At 65.3% G+C, this 20,038-nt stretch carries 17 protein-coding genes and 2 pseudogenes; 6 read left to right on the top strand and 13 right to left on the bottom strand.

Annotated elements, in window-relative coordinates; translation table 11 throughout:
• Genes fliE through flgB form a run of 3 tightly spaced genes read right to left on the bottom strand, consistent with a single transcriptional unit; the run spans window position 1 to window position 1,202 of the window.
• Window positions 1–312 carry a flagellar hook-basal body complex protein FliE gene (gene fliE, locus ACVWW1_RS03855; RefSeq protein ID WP_173637542.1) on the bottom strand — a complete coding sequence of 104 codons (312 nt, stop codon included), beginning with the start codon at window positions 310–312 and terminating at the stop codon, window positions 1–3.
• 26 nt (window positions 313–338) lie between these two features.
• The gene (gene flgC, locus ACVWW1_RS03850) at window positions 339–764 is read right to left on the bottom strand and encodes a flagellar basal body rod protein FlgC (RefSeq protein WP_097675999.1); all 426 of its coding nucleotides are present in this window, start codon (window positions 762–764) and stop codon (window positions 339–341) included.
• Window positions 765–791: 27 nt separating this feature from the next.
• The gene (gene flgB, locus ACVWW1_RS03845) at window positions 792–1,202 is read right to left on the bottom strand and encodes a flagellar basal body rod protein FlgB (protein WP_456654914.1); all 411 of its coding nucleotides are present in this window, start codon (window positions 1,200–1,202) and stop codon (window positions 792–794) included.
• A gap of 370 nt (window positions 1,203–1,572) precedes the next feature.
• Between flgB and ACVWW1_RS03840 the strand changes: the two are divergent.
• The 4 genes and pseudogenes from ACVWW1_RS03840 to ACVWW1_RS03825 all read left to right on the top strand — a co-directional run bounded on the left by ACVWW1_RS03840 (window position 1,573) and on the right by ACVWW1_RS03825 (window position 5,435).
• Window positions 1,573–2,509, top strand: a pseudogene (locus ACVWW1_RS03840) (flagellar biosynthetic protein FliO).
• Window positions 2,506–3,258, top strand: a complete 753-nt coding sequence (gene fliP / locus ACVWW1_RS03835) for a flagellar type III secretion system pore protein FliP (protein WP_050631029.1) — start codon at window positions 2,506–2,508, stop codon at window positions 3,256–3,258. The pseudogene ACVWW1_RS03840 and the gene fliP overlap by 4 nt, the downstream one beginning before the upstream one ends.
• 87 nt (window positions 3,259–3,345) lie before the next feature.
• Window positions 3,346–4,233: a hypothetical protein gene (locus tag ACVWW1_RS03830; protein WP_456654913.1), complete on the top strand. Its 888-nt coding sequence runs from the start codon at window positions 3,346–3,348 to the stop codon at window positions 4,231–4,233.
• A 53-nt stretch (window positions 4,234–4,286) separates the two neighbouring features.
• Entirely contained in the window at window positions 4,287–5,435 is a 1,149-nt protein-coding gene (locus ACVWW1_RS03825; RefSeq protein WP_456654912.1) for an aminotransferase class V-fold PLP-dependent enzyme, read from the top strand.
• Here ACVWW1_RS03825 and ACVWW1_RS03820 read toward each other — a convergent pair.
• From ACVWW1_RS03820 to ACVWW1_RS03800, 5 genes and pseudogenes are all read right to left on the bottom strand, one after another.
• A complete protein-coding gene (locus ACVWW1_RS03820) occupies window positions 5,432–6,673 on the bottom strand; it encodes a YbfB/YjiJ family MFS transporter (protein ID WP_456654911.1) in 1,242 nt (413 codons plus the stop codon). The genes ACVWW1_RS03825 and ACVWW1_RS03820 overlap by 4 nt on opposite strands.
• A 122-nt stretch (window positions 6,674–6,795) precedes the next feature.
• A complete protein-coding gene (locus ACVWW1_RS03815; RefSeq protein WP_176530245.1) occupies window positions 6,796–7,047 on the bottom strand; it encodes a tautomerase family protein in 252 nt (83 codons plus the stop codon).
• A gap of 16 nt (window positions 7,048–7,063) precedes the next feature.
• The gene (locus ACVWW1_RS03810; RefSeq protein ID WP_456654910.1) at window positions 7,064–7,774 is read right to left on the bottom strand and encodes an SDR family NAD(P)-dependent oxidoreductase; all 711 of its coding nucleotides are present in this window, start codon (window positions 7,772–7,774) and stop codon (window positions 7,064–7,066) included.
• A gap of 88 nt (window positions 7,775–7,862) precedes the next feature.
• Window positions 7,863–8,824, bottom strand: a pseudogene (locus tag ACVWW1_RS03805) (LysR family transcriptional regulator).
• A gap of 126 nt (window positions 8,825–8,950) precedes the next feature.
• Complete coding sequence (locus ACVWW1_RS03800) at window positions 8,951–9,187, bottom strand: hypothetical protein (protein ID WP_176530242.1); 237 nt, start codon at window positions 9,185–9,187, stop codon at window positions 8,951–8,953.
• Window positions 9,188–9,457: 270 nt separating this feature from the next.
• Between ACVWW1_RS03800 and ACVWW1_RS03795 the strand changes: the two genes are divergently transcribed.
• Entirely contained in the window at window positions 9,458–10,303 is an 846-nt protein-coding gene (locus tag ACVWW1_RS03795) for a glyoxalase superfamily protein (RefSeq protein ID WP_456654909.1), read from the top strand.
• Between the two features lie 115 nt (window positions 10,304–10,418).
• Here the strand turns inward: ACVWW1_RS03795 and ACVWW1_RS03790 are convergent, their stop codons facing one another.
• Both ACVWW1_RS03790 and ACVWW1_RS03785 read right to left on the bottom strand, forming a co-directional pair.
• Window positions 10,419–14,237 (bottom strand): tetratricopeptide repeat protein, encoded by a 3,819-nt coding sequence (locus ACVWW1_RS03790; protein ID WP_456654908.1) that lies wholly within the window; start codon window positions 14,235–14,237, stop codon window positions 10,419–10,421.
• Window positions 14,238–14,553: 316 nt separating this feature from the next.
• Complete coding sequence (locus ACVWW1_RS03785) at window positions 14,554–15,777, bottom strand: glycosyltransferase family 87 protein (RefSeq protein ID WP_456654907.1); 1,224 nt, start codon at window positions 15,775–15,777, stop codon at window positions 14,554–14,556.
• A 531-nt stretch (window positions 15,778–16,308) separates the two neighbouring features.
• Here ACVWW1_RS03785 and ACVWW1_RS03780 point away from each other — a divergent pair.
• Window positions 16,309–17,511: a glycosyltransferase family 87 protein gene (locus ACVWW1_RS03780; RefSeq protein ID WP_456654906.1), complete on the top strand. Its 1,203-nt coding sequence runs from the start codon at window positions 16,309–16,311 to the stop codon at window positions 17,509–17,511.
• Window positions 17,512–17,551: 40 nt separating this feature from the next.
• Here ACVWW1_RS03780 and ACVWW1_RS03775 read toward each other — a convergent pair whose 3' ends face one another.
• From ACVWW1_RS03775 to fliM, 3 genes are read right to left on the bottom strand one after another with little or no spacing between them, the layout of a single operon-like run.
• A complete protein-coding gene (locus tag ACVWW1_RS03775; protein WP_456654905.1) occupies window positions 17,552–18,364 on the bottom strand; it encodes a MotE family protein in 813 nt (270 codons plus the stop codon).
• A complete protein-coding gene (locus ACVWW1_RS03770; RefSeq protein WP_176530236.1) occupies window positions 18,361–18,834 on the bottom strand; it encodes a DUF6468 domain-containing protein in 474 nt (157 codons plus the stop codon). Before ACVWW1_RS03770 ends, ACVWW1_RS03775 begins: the two co-directional genes overlap by 4 nt.
• Window positions 18,831–20,033 carry a flagellar motor switch protein FliM gene (fliM, locus tag ACVWW1_RS03765; protein ID WP_092115408.1) on the bottom strand — a complete coding sequence of 401 codons (1,203 nt, stop codon included), beginning with the start codon at window positions 20,031–20,033 and terminating at the stop codon, window positions 18,831–18,833. Before fliM ends, ACVWW1_RS03770 begins: the two co-directional genes overlap by 4 nt.
• Between the last annotated feature and the right edge of the window lie 5 nt (window positions 20,034–20,038).

Below are 20,038 nucleotides of genomic sequence, written 5' to 3'. Positions count from 1 at the left end.
TCAGATCGGCATCTTCATGATGTCTTCATAGGCCTGGATCACGCGGTCGCGCACCGAGACCAGCGTCGACACCGCAACGTCGGTGTCGGCGACCGCCGTCACCACGTCCATCACATTCGCCTTGCCGGAGGCCATCGCCATGGTCTGCGCGTCGGACTTCTTGCCCGCTTCCAGCACGCTGCCGACGGAGTCCTTCAGCAGCGCGCTGAAGGACGGGCCGGCGACGGCCTGCCCGGCCTTCTCGACACCGCCGCGCTCCATCAATTTCGCGAGGCTGGCGTAGGCGTTGGCGGCGACTGTCGGTGTAGCCATGATTTACGTTCCCTGTTCTTGTTGCGTCAGGACTTGAGGATGTCGAGCGTGCGCTGGATCATCCGCCGCGTCGCGCTGATGATGTTGAGGTTCGCCTCGTAGGAGCGCTGGGCGTCGCGCATGTCGGTCATTTCGACCATCGAATTGACGTTCGGATATTTGACGTTGCCGGAGGCGTCCGCCGCCGGATTGCCCGGCTCGTGCTTGATGCGGAATGACGACTGGTCGGGGCGGATCCGGCCGAGCGTCACGACCTGGGCGTCGAGCGAACGATCGAGCGCCGAGGAGAAGGTCGGCACCTTGCGGCGGTAGGGATCGCCGCCTGCGGTCTGCGCCGTCGAATCGGCGTTGGCGATATTTTCCGAGATCACCCGCATCCGCCCCGCCTGCGCGCGCAGGCCTGAGGTCGCGATGCTCATCGAGCGGGTGAAATCGCTTGTTCCATCTGCCATGGGATCCTCCCGCCGCCGTCAGGCGGCCTAGCCCTTGCCAATCGCGGTCTTCAGCAGATGCAGGCTCTTGCTGTAGAGCGAGGTGACGGCCGCGTAGTCCATCTGGTTGGCCGACACTTTCAGCATCTGGTCCTCAAGATTGACTGCGTTGCCGGCCGGGCGGGTCTGGAACCCGCTCTTGCCGCGATCATTGTCGAACGTGTCGGGTGCGCCGGACGCTGCCATGTGGGTGGCGCTGGTCTGCATCATCGGCAGCGACCCCATGCCGCCGCCGACCGTGGTGCCGGCCCGGTCGAACTTCGGCTCGACCAGGTCGCGCGGCCGGAAGTTCGGCGTGTCGGAATTGGAGATGTTCTCGGCGAGCACCCGCTGGCGTTCCTGGTGCCACTGCATCTTGCTGCGCAACGCCGACAGGATCGGCAGATCGTTCATGGACATCGCCGCGGCTCCGTTAACCTCTTGGACGCCCGTTGGGCCTTGCGAGGTAGGCAGAATTTGCCCGGTGTATGGTTAACGGGTGGTTAAAATGTCGGACGGAGCCGTGGAGAACGCCGCAACTGCGGCCGGCGAGCGCATTTTCGCCACGAATGCTGCGTTAACCAGCACAAACCAAGACAGCGTGGGGCGCTGAGAAGTCGTTTTGGGACAAGCGATTCTTGGTTTATTAATAGAACAGTCGGCTGCAAGCCGCTGGGAATTAAGAAATAAGGCGAATCTCGGGCGCGATTCGCTGCGCAAACCGCACCTATCAATCCGCGCTCGTTGATGGCGGAAGCTGAGGAAGGCCACCATGGCCGGGGACTCCAATATGCAGGTCATTACTTTCGTCTTGGCATTCGTTGTCGTGCTGGCGCTGATCGGCGTCACCGCATGGCTCGTCCGCCGCTTCGCCGGAAACCGCCTCGGGGCCAACGCCAACCGCGGACGCATGCCCCGGCTGGCGGTGATCGACGCCGCTGCCGTCGATGGCCGCCGCCGGCTGGTGCTGGTCCGCCGCGACAACATCGAGCATCTGCTGATGATCGGTGGGCCCGACCGACATCGTCGTCGAGCCGAATATCGTCCGGGCGACGCCGGGGCGCGATCAGATGTCGACCCGGCCCGCGGTCGCCGCGGATGCCGCGCCGCCGCGCGTGGCGCCGCTTCCGGATGCCGCCTGGAACGAGAGCGAAGCCGCCCGCTCCGACAATTTCGAACTTCCCGAGCCGGAGCTGCCGCCGCGCCAGGCGCGACCCTCCTTTGCCGACGAGTTGCGCCGACCTCCGCCGCCGATCGCCGAGCGTCGCAACGATCCGCTCGCGGGCTTCACTGCCGAGCGCAACGAACCGCGCCCCGATCCGATGCCGCCGCGGCTGCCGCCGCGCTCCGAACCCGTCATCCCGCGTGCGCCGCGCGCTGCGGAGCCGCCGAAGGCCCCGCCGCGGGCGCCCGAGCGTGCCGTCACGCCGCCGCCACCGCCTCCCCCTGCTCCGCCGCCGGTCGCAACCCAGGCGCCTCCGCCGGTGCCGCCGGCATCGAACGCCGATGCAAATTTGGCCGAGATGGCGCAGCGGCTTGAGGCGGCGCTGCGCCGCCCGACCGGCGCCGGCGAGACCGTCGCGCCGCCGGTTGCGCCCGAGGCGCCGCCGGTTCGCGCGCCGCGTAGCGAGCCGCCTGCCCCGCCCGCTGGCGGACAGAAGAGCGGCTTCGAGAATCTCGAGGACGAGATGGCATCGCTGCTCGGCCGACCGAAGAATCCTTCGTGAGGTTCGGGGCAGTCCCGCGTAGAGTTTTTTTCATCGCTGTCCTGATCGCCGCCGGATCCTTCGCCGATCCGGCGATGGCGCAGGATATCAGCATCAATCTCGGCGGCGGCAATGGCGGCGTGACCGAGCGCGCGATCCAGCTGATCGCGCTGCTCACGGTGCTGTCGATCGCGCCGTCGATCCTCGTCATGATGACGTCGTTCACGCGCATCGTGGTCGTGCTCTCGCTGCTGCGCACCGCGCTCGGCACCGCGACCGCGCCGCCGAACTCGGTGATGATTGCGCTCGCGATGTTCCTCACCGCCTTCGTGATGGGGCCGGTGCTGCAGAAATCCTATGACGACGGCATCAAGCCGCTGGTCGCCAACCAGATCGGCGTCGAGGAAGCGCTGCAGCGCGCCTCGGTCCCCTTGCGCGGCTTCATGCAGAAGAACGTCCGCGAGAAGGATCTGAAGCTGTTCATGGACCTCTCCGGCGAGCCGCCGCCGGCGACGCCGGAGGAGATGTCGCTACGCATCCTGGTGCCGGCCTTCATGATCTCCGAGCTGAAGCGCGCCTTCGAGATCGGCTTCCTCTTGTTCCTGCCGTTCCTGATCATCGACCTCGTGGTCGCCTCGGTCCTGATGTCGATGGGCATGATGATGCTGCCGCCGGTGGTGGTCTCGCTGCCGTTCAAGCTGATCTTCTTCGTGCTGGTCGACGGCTGGGCGCTGGTGGCCGGCAGCCTGGTGCAGAGTTACGGGGGGTAGCCCCGCGAAACATTCATGGCCCGTCAGCTGGATCGCGGCCGTGCCGTTGCACTATCATGCACGGCATCGCATCCAGGGAGCCGCGCCGTGCAGCAGCCATTCGACCGCGCCGCAGAAGACCTCGGCAACGCCATCCATCTCGAGCATGTCAATGTGCAGGTGCCGGACCAGCGCCTCGCCACGCTGTTCTACATCGCCGGAATCGGGCTGACCCGCGATCCCTATCTGATGGTCTCCGACAGCAACATGTGGGTGAATGCCGGCCGCAGCCAGTTTCATCTGCCGAGCGGACGGCCGCAGGTGCTGCGCGGCCACACCGCGATCGTGATCGCCGGACGGCAGGCCCTGCTGCAGCGGCTTGCCGCGGTCGCGCCCAAGCTCGAAGGCACCGCGTTTAGCTATCGCGAGCACAACGATCACGTCGAGGCAATTTGCCCGTGGGGCAACCGGCTGCGCTGCTTTGAACCGGACGCCGAGCGGTTCGGGCGCATCGCGCTCGGCATGCCCTATGTCGAGTTCGACGTGCCGCGCGGCACCGCTGAAGCGATCAGCCGGTTCTATCCCGAAATCATGGGCATCCCCGCCAGCGTCGTGAACGGCGACGGTGTCGTCGCGCGCGCCAAGGTCGGCAAGGATCAGTATCTGCAATTCCGCGAAACCGACCAAGCGCAGGGCGAGTTCGACGGCCATCACGTCCAGATCTACATCACGGACTTCTCCGGCCCCTACAAGCGGCTGCGCGAGCGCAACCTGGTATCCCGCGAGGACAATCAATACCAGTACCGCTTCTGCGACATCGTCGATCCCGCCAATGGCCGGCACCTGTTCACCGTCGAGCATGAGGTGCGCAGTGCCACCCATCCGATGTATCTGCGGCCGCTGATCAACCGCAATCCGGCGCAGAGCAACCGCACCTTCGCCAACGGCTTCGACCAAGCGCCGTGGGCGATGGGGCCGGACCAGTATGACGGATGAGCGCGCGCTCATCCGCATCGCGACATCATCCGCAATCCCAGCCACGAGACGACATGCTTCCCTCCCAGCGCCATCTGTTCGAGATCCCACGCGACGTCTGCTACCTGAACTCGGCGTCCTACAGCCCGCTGCCGCTCAAGACGCTCGACGCCGGTCGCGCCGCGGTCGGACGCAAGGGCCAGCCCTGGACGATCGACGCCGGTTTCGCCGGCCGCCAGCATGAACGCGCCCGCGCCGCGGCGGCGCGCCTGATCAATGCCGATGCGAATGACATCGCACTGATCCCGGCGATCAGCTACGGCATAGCTACGGTGGCGAAGGCGCTGACCATTCCGCGCGGTACCCGCGTCATCGTGCTGGAGAACGATCACTCCTCGCCGGTGCTGGAATGGCACGCCCGCGCCGAGGCGCAGGGTTTTGTCGTCGACACCGTGCGCCAGCCCGCCGACGGCGACTGGACGTCGGCGGTGCTTGCAACGATCGACCGCTCAGGCGCGCCGCCGGTCGGCCTTGCCTCGATCTCGTCAGTGCACTGGTCCGACGGCGGCATCATCGAGGTCGACAAGGTGCAGGCCGCACTGCGGCGGCAGGGCGCCATGTTCGTGATCGACGCGACGCAGAGCGCCGGTGTCGTCGCGCTGGATGTGACACGGCTCGATCCGGACGCCGTGATCTTCCCGACCTACAAATGGCTGATCGGCCCCTACGGCCGCGCCTTCCTCTACGTTGCAAAGCGCCACCAGAACGGCGTGCCGCTGGAGCAGACCTCCGCCGGCCGCCGCAATGTGAACTCCGAGAACCCGGTCTATTTCGGCGACCTCGCCTATCTCGACAATGCCCGGCGTTATGACATGGGCGAGCGCGATCATTTCATCACGCTGGAGATGGCCTCGATCGGCATGGAGATGATGGCGGAATGGGGCGCTGCTGCCGTCAGCGCGCGGCTCGCGATGCTGAACGGGCGGATCGCCGACGGGGTGCGCGATCTCGGGCTCAATCTGCTGGCGCGCGGCCTGCGCGCGCCGCACATCCTGAGCCTCGGCATGGCCGGCGGAATTCCGCAGGAGCTGATCGCGCGGCTCGCCGCCGAGAACATCCATGTCGCGCTGCGGCTCGGCCGGATGCGGATCTCGCCGCACGTCTTCAACGACGTGGCGGATGTCGACCGCCTCATCGCCGTCTTGACGAAAGCGCGCGGCTAGCCGCGCTTTCGTCCCAATGCAACTACGCTGAACAATTCAATCGCCAGCGCGACAGCGACGCCCGCCGCGCCGATCACGAACAGCAGCGCATAATCGCCGCCGCTCTGCGCGAACAGGTAGGACAGGCCGTAGGCGCCCGCCGCCTGGAACAGCGCGAAGGTCGTGGTCGCCTGCGCCCAGGCCGAGCGCTGGCTCGCCGCGGAATGCGGGATCAGCTCGTGGATGCGGCCGATCACCAGCGGCACGATGCCGGGCGTGAAGCCGCCGACGATGAGGCTCGACACGATCAGCGCGGCGGGCGAGTTCGTCACGGCGGGCAGCGCGACCGCGACCGCCTCGATCAGGAACGCAGCGCGCAGCGCCGCAGCGAAGCCGGCGCGATCGGCGAGATGACCCGTGAGCAGCGGGCCGATCACGGCGCCGATGCCGTACAGCACCCAGTAATACGATCCCGCCGCGATCCCCTGCCCGAGGCCACGGGCGACATAATCGACCAGGAACACCATATGCGGCACCAGCGCCAGCGCGTTGAGGCCATATTCCACGCACAGCGCGATCACCAGCGGCGAGCGCACACTATGCGCAGCAACAGGCTGCTCGGCCGCAGCATGCGCGGCAGGCACTTCCGCCGGCCATGCCTTCCAGCTGATCAATGTCAGCACCGCCGACAGCACGCCAAGGCCGTACCAGGCCTGCTTGACGCCCTGCTGCAGCAAAAGCGGCACCAGCGTGCCGGACGCGGCGACCCCCAATCCGACACCGGCGAAGATCACGCCGCCGATCAAACCGCGCTTGCTCGGCGCGGTGTGCGGCAGGATCGCGGTCGCCGCCAGCACCATGATCACGCCGCCGCTGATGCCGGCGAGAAAGCGGAAGCCGAAGAACCAGATGAAGGAGATCGGCACCGCGCAGGCAAAGCAGGTCACGGCCGCCAGCACCATCATGCCGCGCAGCGCCCACACCGAGCCGACACGCGCGCCGAGATCGCGGGCGATCAGCGCGCCGGCGAGATAGCCGGCAAGGTTCGCGGCACCGAGATAGACCGCTTCCGCCGGCGTGAACCACTTTGCCGCTATCAGCGCTGGAATCAGCGGCGTGTAAGCGAAGCGCGCCAGCCCGAGCCCGACCAGCGAGGCGCAAAGTCCCGCGGCGGCGGACAGCCACAGCGGCCCGCCGGCATCACGCTGCGGCTCGGCGTGATGGCGCCGGTGATGATCGACATTGGCTGACATGGACATCGCAGTAGGCCCTCCGGCCGTTCGGGAAAAATGATTAGTTCCGATCGCAGCAATCGCTCGGAGCGATCACAGCTCACCTCTCCCGATCGGGAGAGGCGCCAAGTTCGATGTGGCAAGGGCCGTCAGCGGGAAGATTTCGACGCCGCAGCGGCGGCGCGCTTCTTGCGATATTCCAGCGCGGGCAGTCCGCCCCAGCCCCAATTGTCGGTATCGACTTCCTCGATGATGACGAAGGTCGATTCCATCGGCTTGCCGAGTACGTCGCGGAGCAACTCGCTGGCGCCCTTGATCAGCGCCGCCTTCTGCTCCGGCGTGGTGGACGACGCACCCGGCGTCGTCCCCTCACGCGTGACCTGGATGGTCACAACAGGCATCACACGCTCCCGCTCGTCAGTGACCGGCGCTCTGGCCGCCGTCAACGTGCAGGATCTCGCCGGTGACGAAGCCCGCGCCTTCCAGGAACAGCACGGCGTCGACGATGTCCTTCATCTCGCCCATGCGGCCGACCGGATGCAGCTTGGCGAGGAAGTCGTGGGTCTCGGGGGCGTGCATCGGCGTCTTGATCACGCCGGGCGCCACTGCGTTTACGCGGATGCCCTTGGCGGCATATTCGATCGCAAGCGACTTGGTCGCCGCGCTGAGCCCGCCCTTGGTCAGCGAGGCCAGCACCGAAGGCACGTTGCTGTTGGCATGGTCGACGAGGCCCGTCGTGATCTGCACGATATGCCCCGACCCCTGCTTCACCATCTCCTTCGCCACGCGGCGGGTGATGTAGAAGAAGCCGTTGAGGTTGGTTGCGAGCACCGACGCGTAATCCTGATCGGTGTGGTCGGTGAACGGCTTGGCGACGAAGATGCCGGCATTGTTGACCAGCGTGTCGACGCGGCCAAAGCGCGCCAGCGCCTGCTTGACGATGCGATCGGCTACCTCGGGATCGCCGATATCGCCCGGGACCGCGAGCACATCAGCATCGGTCGACGGCTTTATGCTGCGGGAATTGGCGACGACGCGATAGTTCCGGTTACGATAGCCCTTGACGAGTGCCTCGCCGATCCCCTGCGACGCACCGGTGATGATGGCAACCTTCTGCTCTGCACCCATGATCTCTCTCCATCTATTGCTGAAGCGGCATCAGCACCGCCTCGATGGAGAGTAAGCTAGATACATCCGCATTTCGTGCGAATGCACGCTATTCGGCAGACACTCTTCCGCGGCGCGAACGACTGGCCCGGCTGGCCTCGCGCGACAGCCGCTCGAAATAGCGTTTCAGCCGCGGCGCCGCGAAATCGACGAAGGCGCGCACCTTGGGCACGTCGAAGCGCCCCTGCGGCGCCAACAGATGCACCGGCAACGGCGGAGGCTCGTCGCCGGCGAGCAGGATCTGCAGCCGTCCGTCACGGATTTCCTCGGCGATATGATACGAGAACAACCGGGTGACGCCGTGCCCTTCGCTGGCCGAAGCGACCGCCGCCCGCACCGTGTTGACGACCAGCCGCGGCGCGAACTGGACCGCGCGCGCCACCTTCGACTTCGCGGCCGGCGGGAAGCTCCAGGAGTCGAGCCCGAAATGCGTCATCGCGATGATCTGGTGCTTTGCGAGATCAGCCGGCTCGCCGATCACGGGATGCTGCGCGATATAGCCGGGCGACGCCGCGACTACGCGACGCACCTCGCCGAGCTTGATCGCGATGAAGTTGGAATCGGCGAGATGGGCAATGCGCAGCGCAACGTCGATGCCTTCATCGATCAGGTTGACGGTGCGATCGAGCATCACGAGCCGCACCGTCACCGCCGGATACTCCGTCATGAAGGCGTCGAGCAGCGGCCGCAGCACGTCCTCGCCGACGACGACAGGTGCGGTGATGGTCAGCGCGCCGCGCGGCGCCGACCGCTCGCCGCCGGCCGAGATGTCGGCCTCCTCGAGCTCGCTGAGGATCCGCCGGCACGCCGCCGCGTAACGCTGGCCGGCGTCGCTCAGCTTCAGCGACCGTGTGGTGCGATGAAGCAGTTCGGCGCCGACATGATGTTCGAGGAACGCGATCGCCCGGCTGACCGCCGCCGGCGAGCGCCGCAGCCGACGCCCCGCACCGGCAAGGCTACCCTCGTCGACCGCCGCGACGAAAAGACCTTCATGGCGTCGATGCGGTCCATCGCTCTCCCCGGTTCGCGGCCGCCGCTAAAGCACGATGAGATTGGGTTGAATTCTCATCGCGCTCTAGCTCATTGTTTGAGCATGATCTTTTCGGAAAACCGCTTCGCACTTTTCCGGATCATGCTTTAGCTCTCTACGTCATACTGCTTGCTGAGGTGATCACCGATCTGCACCAGCATCGCGACGCATTCGGGATAGCCGGGCCTTGCCACCGTGGCTTCGTTGGCGCTGGCGCGGAATTCCCAGCTGTCGCCGTCGCGCAGCACGGAGATGTCGATGCCGTCGGGGCAGTCGGCGTGGACTTTCAACTCGGCCCGCGCCATCGCGACGAGTTCAGCTTCGGTCTTGATCGGCTTGCTCATGTGACGACGTCCCTCCGGCTGGCGACATCAGCCATGGTTGCCGATTTGGCAGCTAAATGTCGAGAGGACGCACCCGATCACGGGCTGTTGCAATTGACAAATTGCAGGTCCCCGGCGAACATTGGGCTGGGTCGATACCACCCGCCGCTTGCACCCCGTCCGGGGACGGTGAACGTATCAAGCCAGGTTTCAGGCTTCCTTTGCCCGCACGAACGGGTCAGCAACGCAAGCCCCTGACGCTTTCCGTTCGTCGATGCAAAGGTTGATCCCATGCGCGACTTTCGTGATGCCAAGGCCATGGCGCAGACGCTGCGCGAAGCGCTTGCCGCCAAATCGATCCCCCTCACCCACAGCGACAGCCTGGAGCTGATCGCCAACGTCCTCGGTCTGCGTGACTGGAACACGCTGTCCGCCCGGATTCACTCCGCCGGACCGCCGTGCACGCCGGCACAGGCTGCAGACTCCACCGCAGAATCACCGCCGATCGTCACGCGGCAGGAGACCGCCGTGGATTCAGCCACGCTCGATCGTTATGCCGGGTTCTATCAGCTCAACGACCGCGCCGTGTTCACGGTGACACCTGACGAACATCATCTGGTGATGCAACTGACCGGACAGCGCTCGGTGCGGTTCTTTGCGGAGAGCGAGACCGAATTCTTCGCCAGGATCGTCGACGCGCAGGTCAGCTTCGTTGTCGGACCGGACGGACGTGCCAGCTCGCTGATTCTGCATCAGAACGGCAGCGATATCGCGATGGTGCGCATCGAGGCCGCAACGGCACGGAAGATCGCCGATCAGACGGCGGAGCGCGTCAAGAACCAGTCGGCAAATCCTGGAACCGAGGCTGCGCTTCACCGCCTGATCGATGGGATCGCCTCGGGGACTCCCAACTACAATGAGATGAGCCCGCCGCTGGCGGCGGCGACCCGCAAGCAGATGGCGTGGCTTCAGCCCCTCGCGGACCTCGGCACGATCCAGTCGATCCGCTTTCTCGGTGTCGGCGAGCAAGGCGAAGACGTCTATAGCGTGAGACAGGCGAACGGCGCTGCGCACTGGCGCATCGCGCTCGACGACAAGGGAATCATTTCGACCGCGTGGGTGACTCCCGGCCCGTGAGAGCCGGCGCCGCTCGAGCGTTTTCAAGCGAAGTGGACACCGGTTCGCGTGAAGAAAACGCGTCAAGACAAAAATCTAGAGCTTCGGTTCTGATTCAATCAGAACCGAAAATGCTCTACGGCGTCGCGCCGGCGCGGCGCTCGCCCTTGATGACCGGCAGCGTGCTGACCGGCGCGGCCTTCGGCTTCTCCGGCAGCGATCCGGTCGTGACTGGATCGGGCAGCGGCGCGCGGGCGGTGGCGTCGGGGAAGCGGGTCTTCATCTCGCGGATGAAGCCGTCGAGCGTGTCGACGCTGGCGGCCATCCGCGCGATCTGGGCGAACTCGGCGCTTGAGGTCGCGACCGGCTTGCTGGCCGCGTCGAATGCCTGTCTGTCGGCATCGCCGGACATCAGCGGCGAGTATTTTTCGCGGAACCGGGACAGGCCGATGGTGTCCTCGGCGAGCGCGTAGCCGACCACGGCGCGGATGATGTCGGCCTTCTCGCTCGGGTTGAGCGGCGTGAAATCGCGCCAGCGGTCGCCGTAATAGAGCTCGATCTGCTCGGACGCTTCGCGCCAGTGCCGCGACGCCCAATAGATGTCCGAACGCAGCCGGATCGCCTCGCGGCCGGTGATGTTCGAGATGATGTCGAGCGCGAGGTCGTGCCGGCCGACGTCGCTCTGCGCGCGCGCCTCGAACAGCAGCCGCTGCTGGCGAAGTTCGCCGGAGAGATCCGCAATGCGGGTCGAGCGCAGCGCCCCAATGGCGCGGTCGGGCTTGCGGTTCATCAGATAGACCATCGCAAGGCGTGCGGCGACCTGGGCGCGCGCCGCGCCTTCGAGCCGCTTGTCGACCTGGTACTGCAGGAGGTCGGCGGCCTGATCGAGCAGATCGACGCCGACGAGACGGTCGGCGAGACGGCGGATCATCTCGTCGCCGCGGCGGCCGATCGGCGTCAGCTCGCGATAATCGTAGAAGGTGCCGAGCGCATCGATCGGCGCCATCTCGTCGCCCTTCGGGCCGAGGTAGAGCTGCACGAACAACGCCGAGGCGGCATCCTGCGCCTGGCGCGATTCCGGCGCGTTCGGCTGCAGCCGGGTCGCCGCACGTGTCACCGCGAAGGCATCGGCATAGCGCGCGGTCTCGGCATAGATCTTCGACAGCACGTACAGCGTCTTCAGCTCGATATTGTCGCCGCGCCACAGCATCGACAAGAGCTCGAGCTCCTTCAGCACATCGTCGCGGCCGATCTCGCCGCGCTTCTGCCGCAGCAGCGTCTCGAGCAGCCTGCCTTCGGCGGCCGCCTGCCGGTCGGCCGAACCGGCCGCGAAGCGGTAGGCGTCGAGCGCATCCTTCTCCTGGCCGAGCGCTTCGGCGAGCCGGCCGCGCAGCACCGCAACCGCGGGCTTGAGCGCGTCGGGAACGCCGACCACGTCGAGATCGCTCTTGCGCCGCGCGGCGCCGGCATAGTCCTTGACCTCGAGCGAGGCCTTCATCGAATCCATGGTGACGATGCGCTGCAGATCGGGCGGCAGAGTCGCGACCGCGAATTCGGCGTTCTTGAACTTTTCGCGCGCCTCAGGCCATTTGCCCTCGCGGGCGAAGGCCAGCCCCTTCCACAATTGGGAATCGTAACCGTTTCCGATCACGGGATTGGCGAGATCCTTGAGCCCCTGTGCCGGGTGCCCGATCAGGATGCTGGCAACCGCGTGCACCATCACCACGGACGCCGTCTCGCTGCCGCGCTTGCTCTCGGACAGGATCAGATTGGCGACACCATGGGCTTCCTGGTACATGCCGCGCGCCATGTAGAAATCGGCGAGATCGAGGCGCGCCTGCGGCAGCTGCTCGGCATTGGCCGTCGAAGCCGCCACAATCAACCCGTCGAGCTGCTTGAGGAAATTCTCTGACTGGTTCTTGCGCCACTCGTCCGGATCAAACAGCGGCTTCACCGCCGCGGTCGCGCGCTCGGCGGCGACGTCGGCCGACGACAGCGTCAGGCCGCCGGGCCGGCCCAGCATCACCCTGTCGGCGCCGACCTCCGCCTTGACGTCGTCGGCATTCGGATGAACCACGACGCCGTGAATCGATTCCAGCAGCGAGAGCTCGACAAAGTCCTGCCGCTTGATGATGCCGCGGGTCGGCGGCGGCGCGGTCACGACCCAGAGCGTATCGCCCGCATCGGGATCGAGCAGTCTGTGGAGCTGGCCGGGATTGGCGAGCGGCACGCTGACATTGGCGAGCGAGGGCTCGCTGATGTTGCGCACCACGCTGAGCGGCAGCGGCGGCTTCTGCACCCGGTCGGCGAAGGTCAATGTCCAGCTCACGCCGCGCGAGCGATCGTCGCTCTCGAGTGACGGCATCTGCGGCCGGTTGAGGCGGAAGCGCACCGCCTGCCCCTTCTCCAGCGCGATCCGGCTGACGTCTGATATCAGCGAGCCGGCTTTGACGCGGATCGGATCGACGTCGATCGCCTCCGGCGTGTCGAACACCATCCAGACCGTGTCGGCGCGTCGGAACAGTGCCGCCGGCGTCGCGCCGGGGAATGAGAACGTCACCCGCAGCCCGTCGCTGTCGCGCTGGGCTTCGACCGCGGACGGGGCGCTGGCGCGGGCCTCTGCAGGGGGCGATGGCGCCGCCGCTGGCTTCGGCGCCTCCATGGCCGGCGCGGCTGGCGCAGGCTTTGGCGCGTCGCTCTGTTCCGTCGCAGCGCTGCCCTCGCGCGGCGCGGCCGGTGCAGCGGCCTTCTCGATCTCGGCCGCCGGCGCCGCGGCGATCTTCGGCAGCTCCGAATTGGGCAGCTCGGATCTCGGCTGTTCCGATTTGGCGGGCACGGGCGCCGGTTGTTCGGTCGTGGCCTGTTCGAGCTTGACCGGCTCGGACTGCACCTGTTCGGACTTTGCCTGTTCCGACTTTACCTCTTCCGATTTGGCCGGCTCCGCCTTGGACTGCTCAGATTTGGGTTGCTCGGACTTGATCTCGATCTTGGCCTGCTGCGCGATGCTCTCCGAGGTCACCGGCGCGATCGCAGCGGCACCCCTCGGCTTGCCGCGCGGCGTCGGCAACAACGAGCTCAGCGAGGGCTTCGCCGCCGGCTGCTGGTCGCTCTGCTGGAAGGCGACATCGACAATGTAGTTCTTCTCGTCGCGGAACGAATGCACGTCGACATCGCCAATCAGCGTCACGTCGACCGCCGAGGTATCCGTGTCGGCGCGCGAGCTGATCGACGCGACGTTCGGGGGAGCGGCAACCTTGGCATCGGCCAGGTCGAAGCTCAGGACCGAGTTGAAGGACAGCGTCAGCTTCTGCTCGTTCAGCACCGAGGAGACGCTGACCCCGTCGGGAACCTCGAACACGAAACGGACGAAGGTGGGCTGCACCAGTGCGCGAACCCGGATCGGCGGCTTCTTCTTGGCGGCATCGGCGGCGCGCTGGATGCGCAACAGACGCTCGGCGGCACGGGCGCGCTCCGCCAACTCGCGGATCACTTCCTGCGGCAGCGACGGCGGCGGGCCGGTCCAGCCGTCGGGCAGGAAGTCGACGAAGATGCGCTCGCCGGCGGTCATGGTGTTGATGGTGACGCGGCGCGCCAGCGACAGGCGGATCGCCGAACCGTCGGGATCGCGGCGCGCGGCGCCGACATAATCGGGCACCGCATCGGAGAGTTTCTCGACAGGGATATCGACCGGACGCTTGAAGCGGATCACGATGATCGAGCCGGCGGTCGTGACCTCCGACTCGACATCTTCCTTCAGCTTCAGCACTAGCCGGGCGTAGCCGTTCGCGGCCGAGAATGTCGCCTCGCCCGGCACCGGCGGCGGGTCTTGGGCCCGCACTGTGGCTGGATATGTGAGGGTTGTAAGGGCAAGGCCGGTGGCAAGCAGGCACAGACGCGCAGTCCGCGCCCAGGCGCGGCCTAGCGACCATGTTTCAGCGGCAGCCGTTCGCGCCATCTCGAAACGTCTTCTCAGGACCTCAGCCATACCAGCGCGAAGCGCCCTCGCCCACGCGTCCCGATCTTGGATCGGGCGGCGTTAAGGAGCTGTTAACGTAAACCGAACCCCTTTGATTTCGTTCAGGGCGATGTCGGGTTCGGCGGTCAATAGCGCCCGGTTCCGGGTTTGATCGCCGCAAATTGGGCTGGTCCGTGCGTCCCGGTGCTACCGAGGAGTTCCGTCCGACCGCCATCGCCGGTGAAGGCGTGGATGCCCCCACAAGGCCCGGAACTGGACACTTCCCGCGATGTTACGGAGGTCTGAGTAAGCGTGCTCAAACTCGGACCGCCGAGACCTCTGGCTCGCCATGCGCCGCTTGCCGCGTCTGCGTGCTCTCCCGGACCAGCAACCAGCAGAACAGGATGATGACCGGAGCACCAAACGGCAGCGGCTTCACCACCGACAGTTGATAGAGGACCGGCAGGTAGAAGACCATCGGCGCGAGAAACGTCACGCCAACGACCAATTTCGACCAGGCCGGAAAGCCGACCTTCAACCATTCGCGCACCATCCACGCCAGCGGCAACGCCATGATGAGCATGTCGTAGAACAGGGAGAACGGCGTAATCAGGAGGCAGGCGAGCACGATGATCGAGCGTTCAGCGGCAGCGCTAATGTTCCGACGCAACATCCAGACCATCACACACACCATGCCCAATGCCGCAAGGCCGTGAATGACAAAGGCCGTGCTGACGCCGGCGCCAAGAATGCGCGCCATCGCGAACACGCTCTGCAACAACGAAAACCCGACGTCGCCGTTCTTCAGGGTCTCGCCCGCCGAGTGAGAGACGTCGAGAAAGCTGAACCACGTATCCAGGCCGAACAGCAGCGCGGACAGCACGACGAGCGAAATCGACGAAAGACCTGCCGAGATCAGTGTACGCCAGCGACCCGTGACGATCAGTGCGATCGGCACGGCCAGCGCCAGGTGTGGCTTGATCACCATCAGCCCGAGAATCGCGCCGGCAAGCTTTGGCTTCCGGTCCATGATGCCGAGACCGCACCCAAGGATCGAAGCCGTCAGAAAAGCATTCTGCCCTGCCACGGCATTAAGATAGACCGGCGCATAGGCGCAGATCGCAACCAGGCACCAAGGCGATCGCAGGATACGCCAGATCACCGCGACGAACGACGCCGCCGTCATACTGATGAACACGAACAACGAGACGAAATAGGGCGCGAGCGAGAGCGGCAGGCACAGGATCAGCATCGGCGGCGGATAGAAGAACGCCTCGTAGCCATCTCGCAGGTATGGAGCTTCCGCGAGCAGATGCAATTCGGGCACATAAACCTCGGCGGGATGCCCGGCCAAAACCTGAAGCGAGGCTGCCCAGAACGTCAGGAAGTCCGAGCCGAGCAGAAAATCATTCGCGCCATAGCCGCCATCGCGGTAAAACAGAAAAAGCGACCTCGCAAAGGTCAGCACCAGCACAATTGCGGTGCCACTTGCGTATAACCGGGCGCGCCGCGCGGTCAGCCAGGGCATGTCTTTCAGCATCGGCAATTCCTAAAGCAACCACCTTGAGACATAGCGACTTCAATTCCAAAATGACAAATCGGTTACAACTTAACGCTACCATTTAACGCTACCATAACCTCGGTGCTCCGTGGCGATCGTGTCCATCGGGCACCGCGCAAAAGATCCCGCATCTGTCTTGGGAGATGCGGTGGCGACCGGAGACTTCTCGGCGTCGATACGAATTTGGCTTCGCTGAGGCCCCGTCGAGCCCTACACCACCGAAGTCGGGCGAACATCCGCTTCAGCCAGCCGGCACCTGGCACTGCACCGCCTCCGACCGCGTCTCTGTCGTACTTGGTGACGATGGCCTTGAAGCGGATGGCCTCGGCTTCCGCCATTGTATCGAGAAGATCAACGACCCGATCCACCGGGCACGCGCGGAACTCCTGGCGATTAACCTCAGCCTGCACGGAGGCGGGCCACTTGCTTGCGCCGCGGCCAGTGGCGGTATAAAACGGCTTACATTTCAAATATTTTTTAGCTTCTGGCAGTTTCATGAATGGAATTGGAATGGCGCGCGGTACGGAGCGCAGCGGATACGACCGTGCGTTGGCCATTGCCAGCCTCATCGTGTTGAGTTTCACCCTATACTGCGTGGTGCCGAAAGTTGTTGACGGTACCGGCGCGACCGGGCTCGACTTTTCATGTTTTTGGAGTGCGGGGAAAATGGCTCTCGATGGCCATGCCGCCACCGCCTACGATTGGCCGCAGTTGCGGCAACTGATCCTTCAGATTCATCCTAGCTTGAACCTGGCTCCGTATCCCGTTTACGAGGTGCCTATACCGTTCTTCTACCCGCCGGTGTTTTTCTTTCTGGCGGGACTGCTGGCTTTGCTGCCGTATCCGACCGCGTTCTGGATCTGGAGCTCCGCAAAGCTGCTGTGCTGGGCGCTCGTTGTTTCCGCCATCCGGCCGCGCTTCGCCGCGCTGCTGGTGGCATTCGCCGCGCCGGCCGTCCTATACGATTTCATTGTCGGCCAAAGCTCCCTGCTCGCGGCATCGCTGCTCGGCGTCATCCTGCTGACGCTGGACAGGCGTCCGATCGTCAGCGGCTTCCTGATCGCGCTGTTGATCTTCAAGCCGCAATATGGCGTCCTGCTTCCTCTCGTTCTGATAGCCACTGGACGCTGGGTCGTCGTCATCACGGCCAGTTTGGTGATACCGGTCCTCATGCTGCTCGCCGGGTTTACTTTCGGCTGGGATACCTTTGAGGGATTCCGTGAGGCGGCAGTCGTCGCGACGACGCAGTTCCATCTCACCGGCACACTGGCTTGGTACAAGCTGCAGAGCGTCTACGGTGTGCTTCGGTTTGCCGGCTTTGGCTACGGATCGGCCATGGCATTGCACATCGCTGTCGCTGCGGCAGCCGCGATGTGGGTCGTGATCATATGGCGCCGCAACGTCAGCTTCGCCGTCAAGGCCGCGAGCCTGCTCGTCGCAACCCTGCTTGTCTCTCCTTACTTCGCGATCTACGACACGGCGATACTGGCTCTCGCGCTCATTTTTCTCATGAACGAGCCAATGGCCGAACATGGCTCCCTTCTCTCGAATCGCTCCGAACTGCGGATCGGCTTCGGCGTGCTTGTCCTGGCGGGGTTTACCTACCCGGTCGCACTCGTGCCCGTCGGTCCGTTCATGTGCGCGACCGTCATTGCGATGATCTGGATCAGATGCAGGCAACCCGGTGTTAAGTCGGATCTGGCTTACGGCTGAGGACGCCACTGCCATTTGACGGATTTCCCGATAGCGTCCGTCAATTCGTCTTCGGCGTGAGCATCTTGCCTTCGATCTTGGGAAGATCGTCTGTTGATACGGACTTGTCGCCGCCGGCGCGGCGGGCGAGTTCGACCGTGAGGCGTTCGGCGGCCTCGGGCTGCATCAGGCCGAGGATGTCCGACATCTTGCGCGGCTGGATCTGCGAGGCGATCTGGTAGAGCACGGTCATCTCCAACCGATCGAACACTTTTGCGGCGTCCTTCGGCTTCATGTTCTCGTACATGGTGACGATGCCCTTGAAGCGGGCGGCGTCGGCTTCTGCCTTGGCCGCCGCATCGGCATTCGCCTTGGCGTCATTGGCCTTGGCCTCCTCGACCTTGGCCTCGATGCGCTTCTCGGCGGCCTTCAGCAGGCTTTCGCGGATCTCGACCTCGCGGGCGCGCGTCTCGAGCTCCTGGCGGCGCGACTGCAGCCGCTCCAGGATCGCGCGTTCGGACGCCGACACCGGCGGCGGCGCATCCAGATTGACCACCACGCCGTCGGGCTTGGGCGCCTCCGCGGCCGGTGCGGCCGGTTTGGGTGCCTCGTCCTTCTTCGCGTCCTTGCCCTCGACCGATCCCGTGATGTCGCCGGGATCGGCCTTGATCTTGCTGTCGGCAACCGCCTTGGGAGCGCCGGGGAAGTTGAAATTCTGCTGCGCCCAAGATGGACCGGCCGGGCCGGCCGGCGGCCCGTCTTCGGCAAACACGTAACCGCCATCGAGCACGAGGCCCGCGACCTTCAGCACCATCAGGCCGAAGATCGCGACCAGCACCACGGGCATCACTCTGATGTCACGAAGCAACTTCATGCAGCGAGGCCGCCGGCCCTCCTGCGCTCGGTGAAGGCTTCAGCCGCCGCGGCAACCGCGCGTGCGGCCGAAACCCTGGGCGCCGGCGCCACCGGTGCGGCGGGCGCCGCCGCCTGTGCTGGTGCATGCGCGGGCTCCGGCGGCCGCGCGGCCATCGCGATCTTGGACAGGCGGCGCACCACACCATCACCTTCCGCCAGCTGGTTCTTCAGCTGCGCCGACATCTGCACCGCTGCATCGAGCTGGTTGCCGAGGTTCTCGTTGACGTCGCGCACCGCGTGCTTCAACCCGCCGATCGCCCGCTCGGCGATCTCGGTCGCGGTGATCAATTCGGCGATCGTCGCCTTCAGCGAATGCTCGTCCGCCTTCAGCCGCTGCAGCCGCTTGTTCAGCAGCCAGCAATAGCCGATCGTCAGCATCAGCAGCACGGCCACCAGACTCTCGATTGCTAGTCCAAGCACATGACTCATGGTGCCTCCATCATCTTGGTCCGCTCGTCCGCCTTCTCGAACATTGCGAAGGTGGTTTGGGGTTTACGCAAATTCTTGGTGACGCGGATCGCGACGCGGTCGCCGACGCGGCCCATGCGGCCCTCCGTCAGGGTGACATTGCCGCAACGGACCGAGACCAGCGCGTCGGAACGGATATCCAGCGGCAGCGTGTCGCCGACCTTGAGCTTCATCAGCTCCTTGAGCGGGATATCGGCCTCGTACAGCACCGCATCGACCGCAATCTCGGCCTGCGCCACCTCGGTGGCGAAATGGCCTTCCCAGATCGGATCGCGGCCGAACTTTTCGCCCATGAACATCTGCAACAGCACGTTGCGGATCGGTTCGATGGTGGCGTAGGGCAACAGCAATTCGACATTGCCACCGCGGTCTTCCATGTCGATGCGCAGGCGCACCAGGATCGCGGCATTGGCCGGACGGCTGATCGCGGCAAAGCGCGGGTTGGTCTCGAGCCGGTCGATCGTGAAGGTCACCGGCGACAGCGGCCGGAACGCCTGCTCCGCATCCGACAGCACCACCTCGACCAGCCGCTTCACGAGGTTGGTCTCGATCGTGGTGTAGGGCCGGCCCTCGATCTTCAGCTGGGTCTGGCCGCGGCGGCCGCCGAGCAGAACGTCGATCATCGAATAGATCAGGTTGGAGTCGACCATGGCGAGGCCGAAATTCTCCCACTCCTCCGCCTTGAACACCGAGAGCACCGCCGGCAGCGGGATCGAGTTCATGTAGTCGCCGAAGCGCACCGAGGTGATGCGGTCGAGCGAGACTTCGACGTTGTCGGAGGTGAAATTGCGCAAGCTGGTCGTCATCAACCGCACCAGGCGGTCGAACACGATTTCGAGCATCGGCAGACGCTCGTAGGACACCATCGCGGAATCGATGATGGCGCGGATGCCGGAATGATCGTCGAGGCTGACGTCGCCGACTGTGAAGCCGAGGAGATTGTCGATCTCCTCCTGCGACAGCACGCGCTCGCCATTGGTGTTCTTGCCGCCGAAGTCGCGGCTGCCGTCCTCGACCATGGCGGCCCATTGCAGCGCCATGTTCTCGGTGAGCTCGTTCTTGGCAGCTTCCGCCGCGGCCGCCGCGGGATCCTCGGAATCGAGCGAGGCTTCCCACTGGGCCGCAATGGCGTCCTGGTCCATCTGGTCGTTGCCGGCCATGGCTT

It is taken from the genome of Bradyrhizobium sp. JR3.5 (assembly GCF_054057015.1).
The sequence above is the reverse complement of the archived record's forward strand: the minus strand, read 5'-3'. Positions and strand labels throughout refer to the sequence as shown.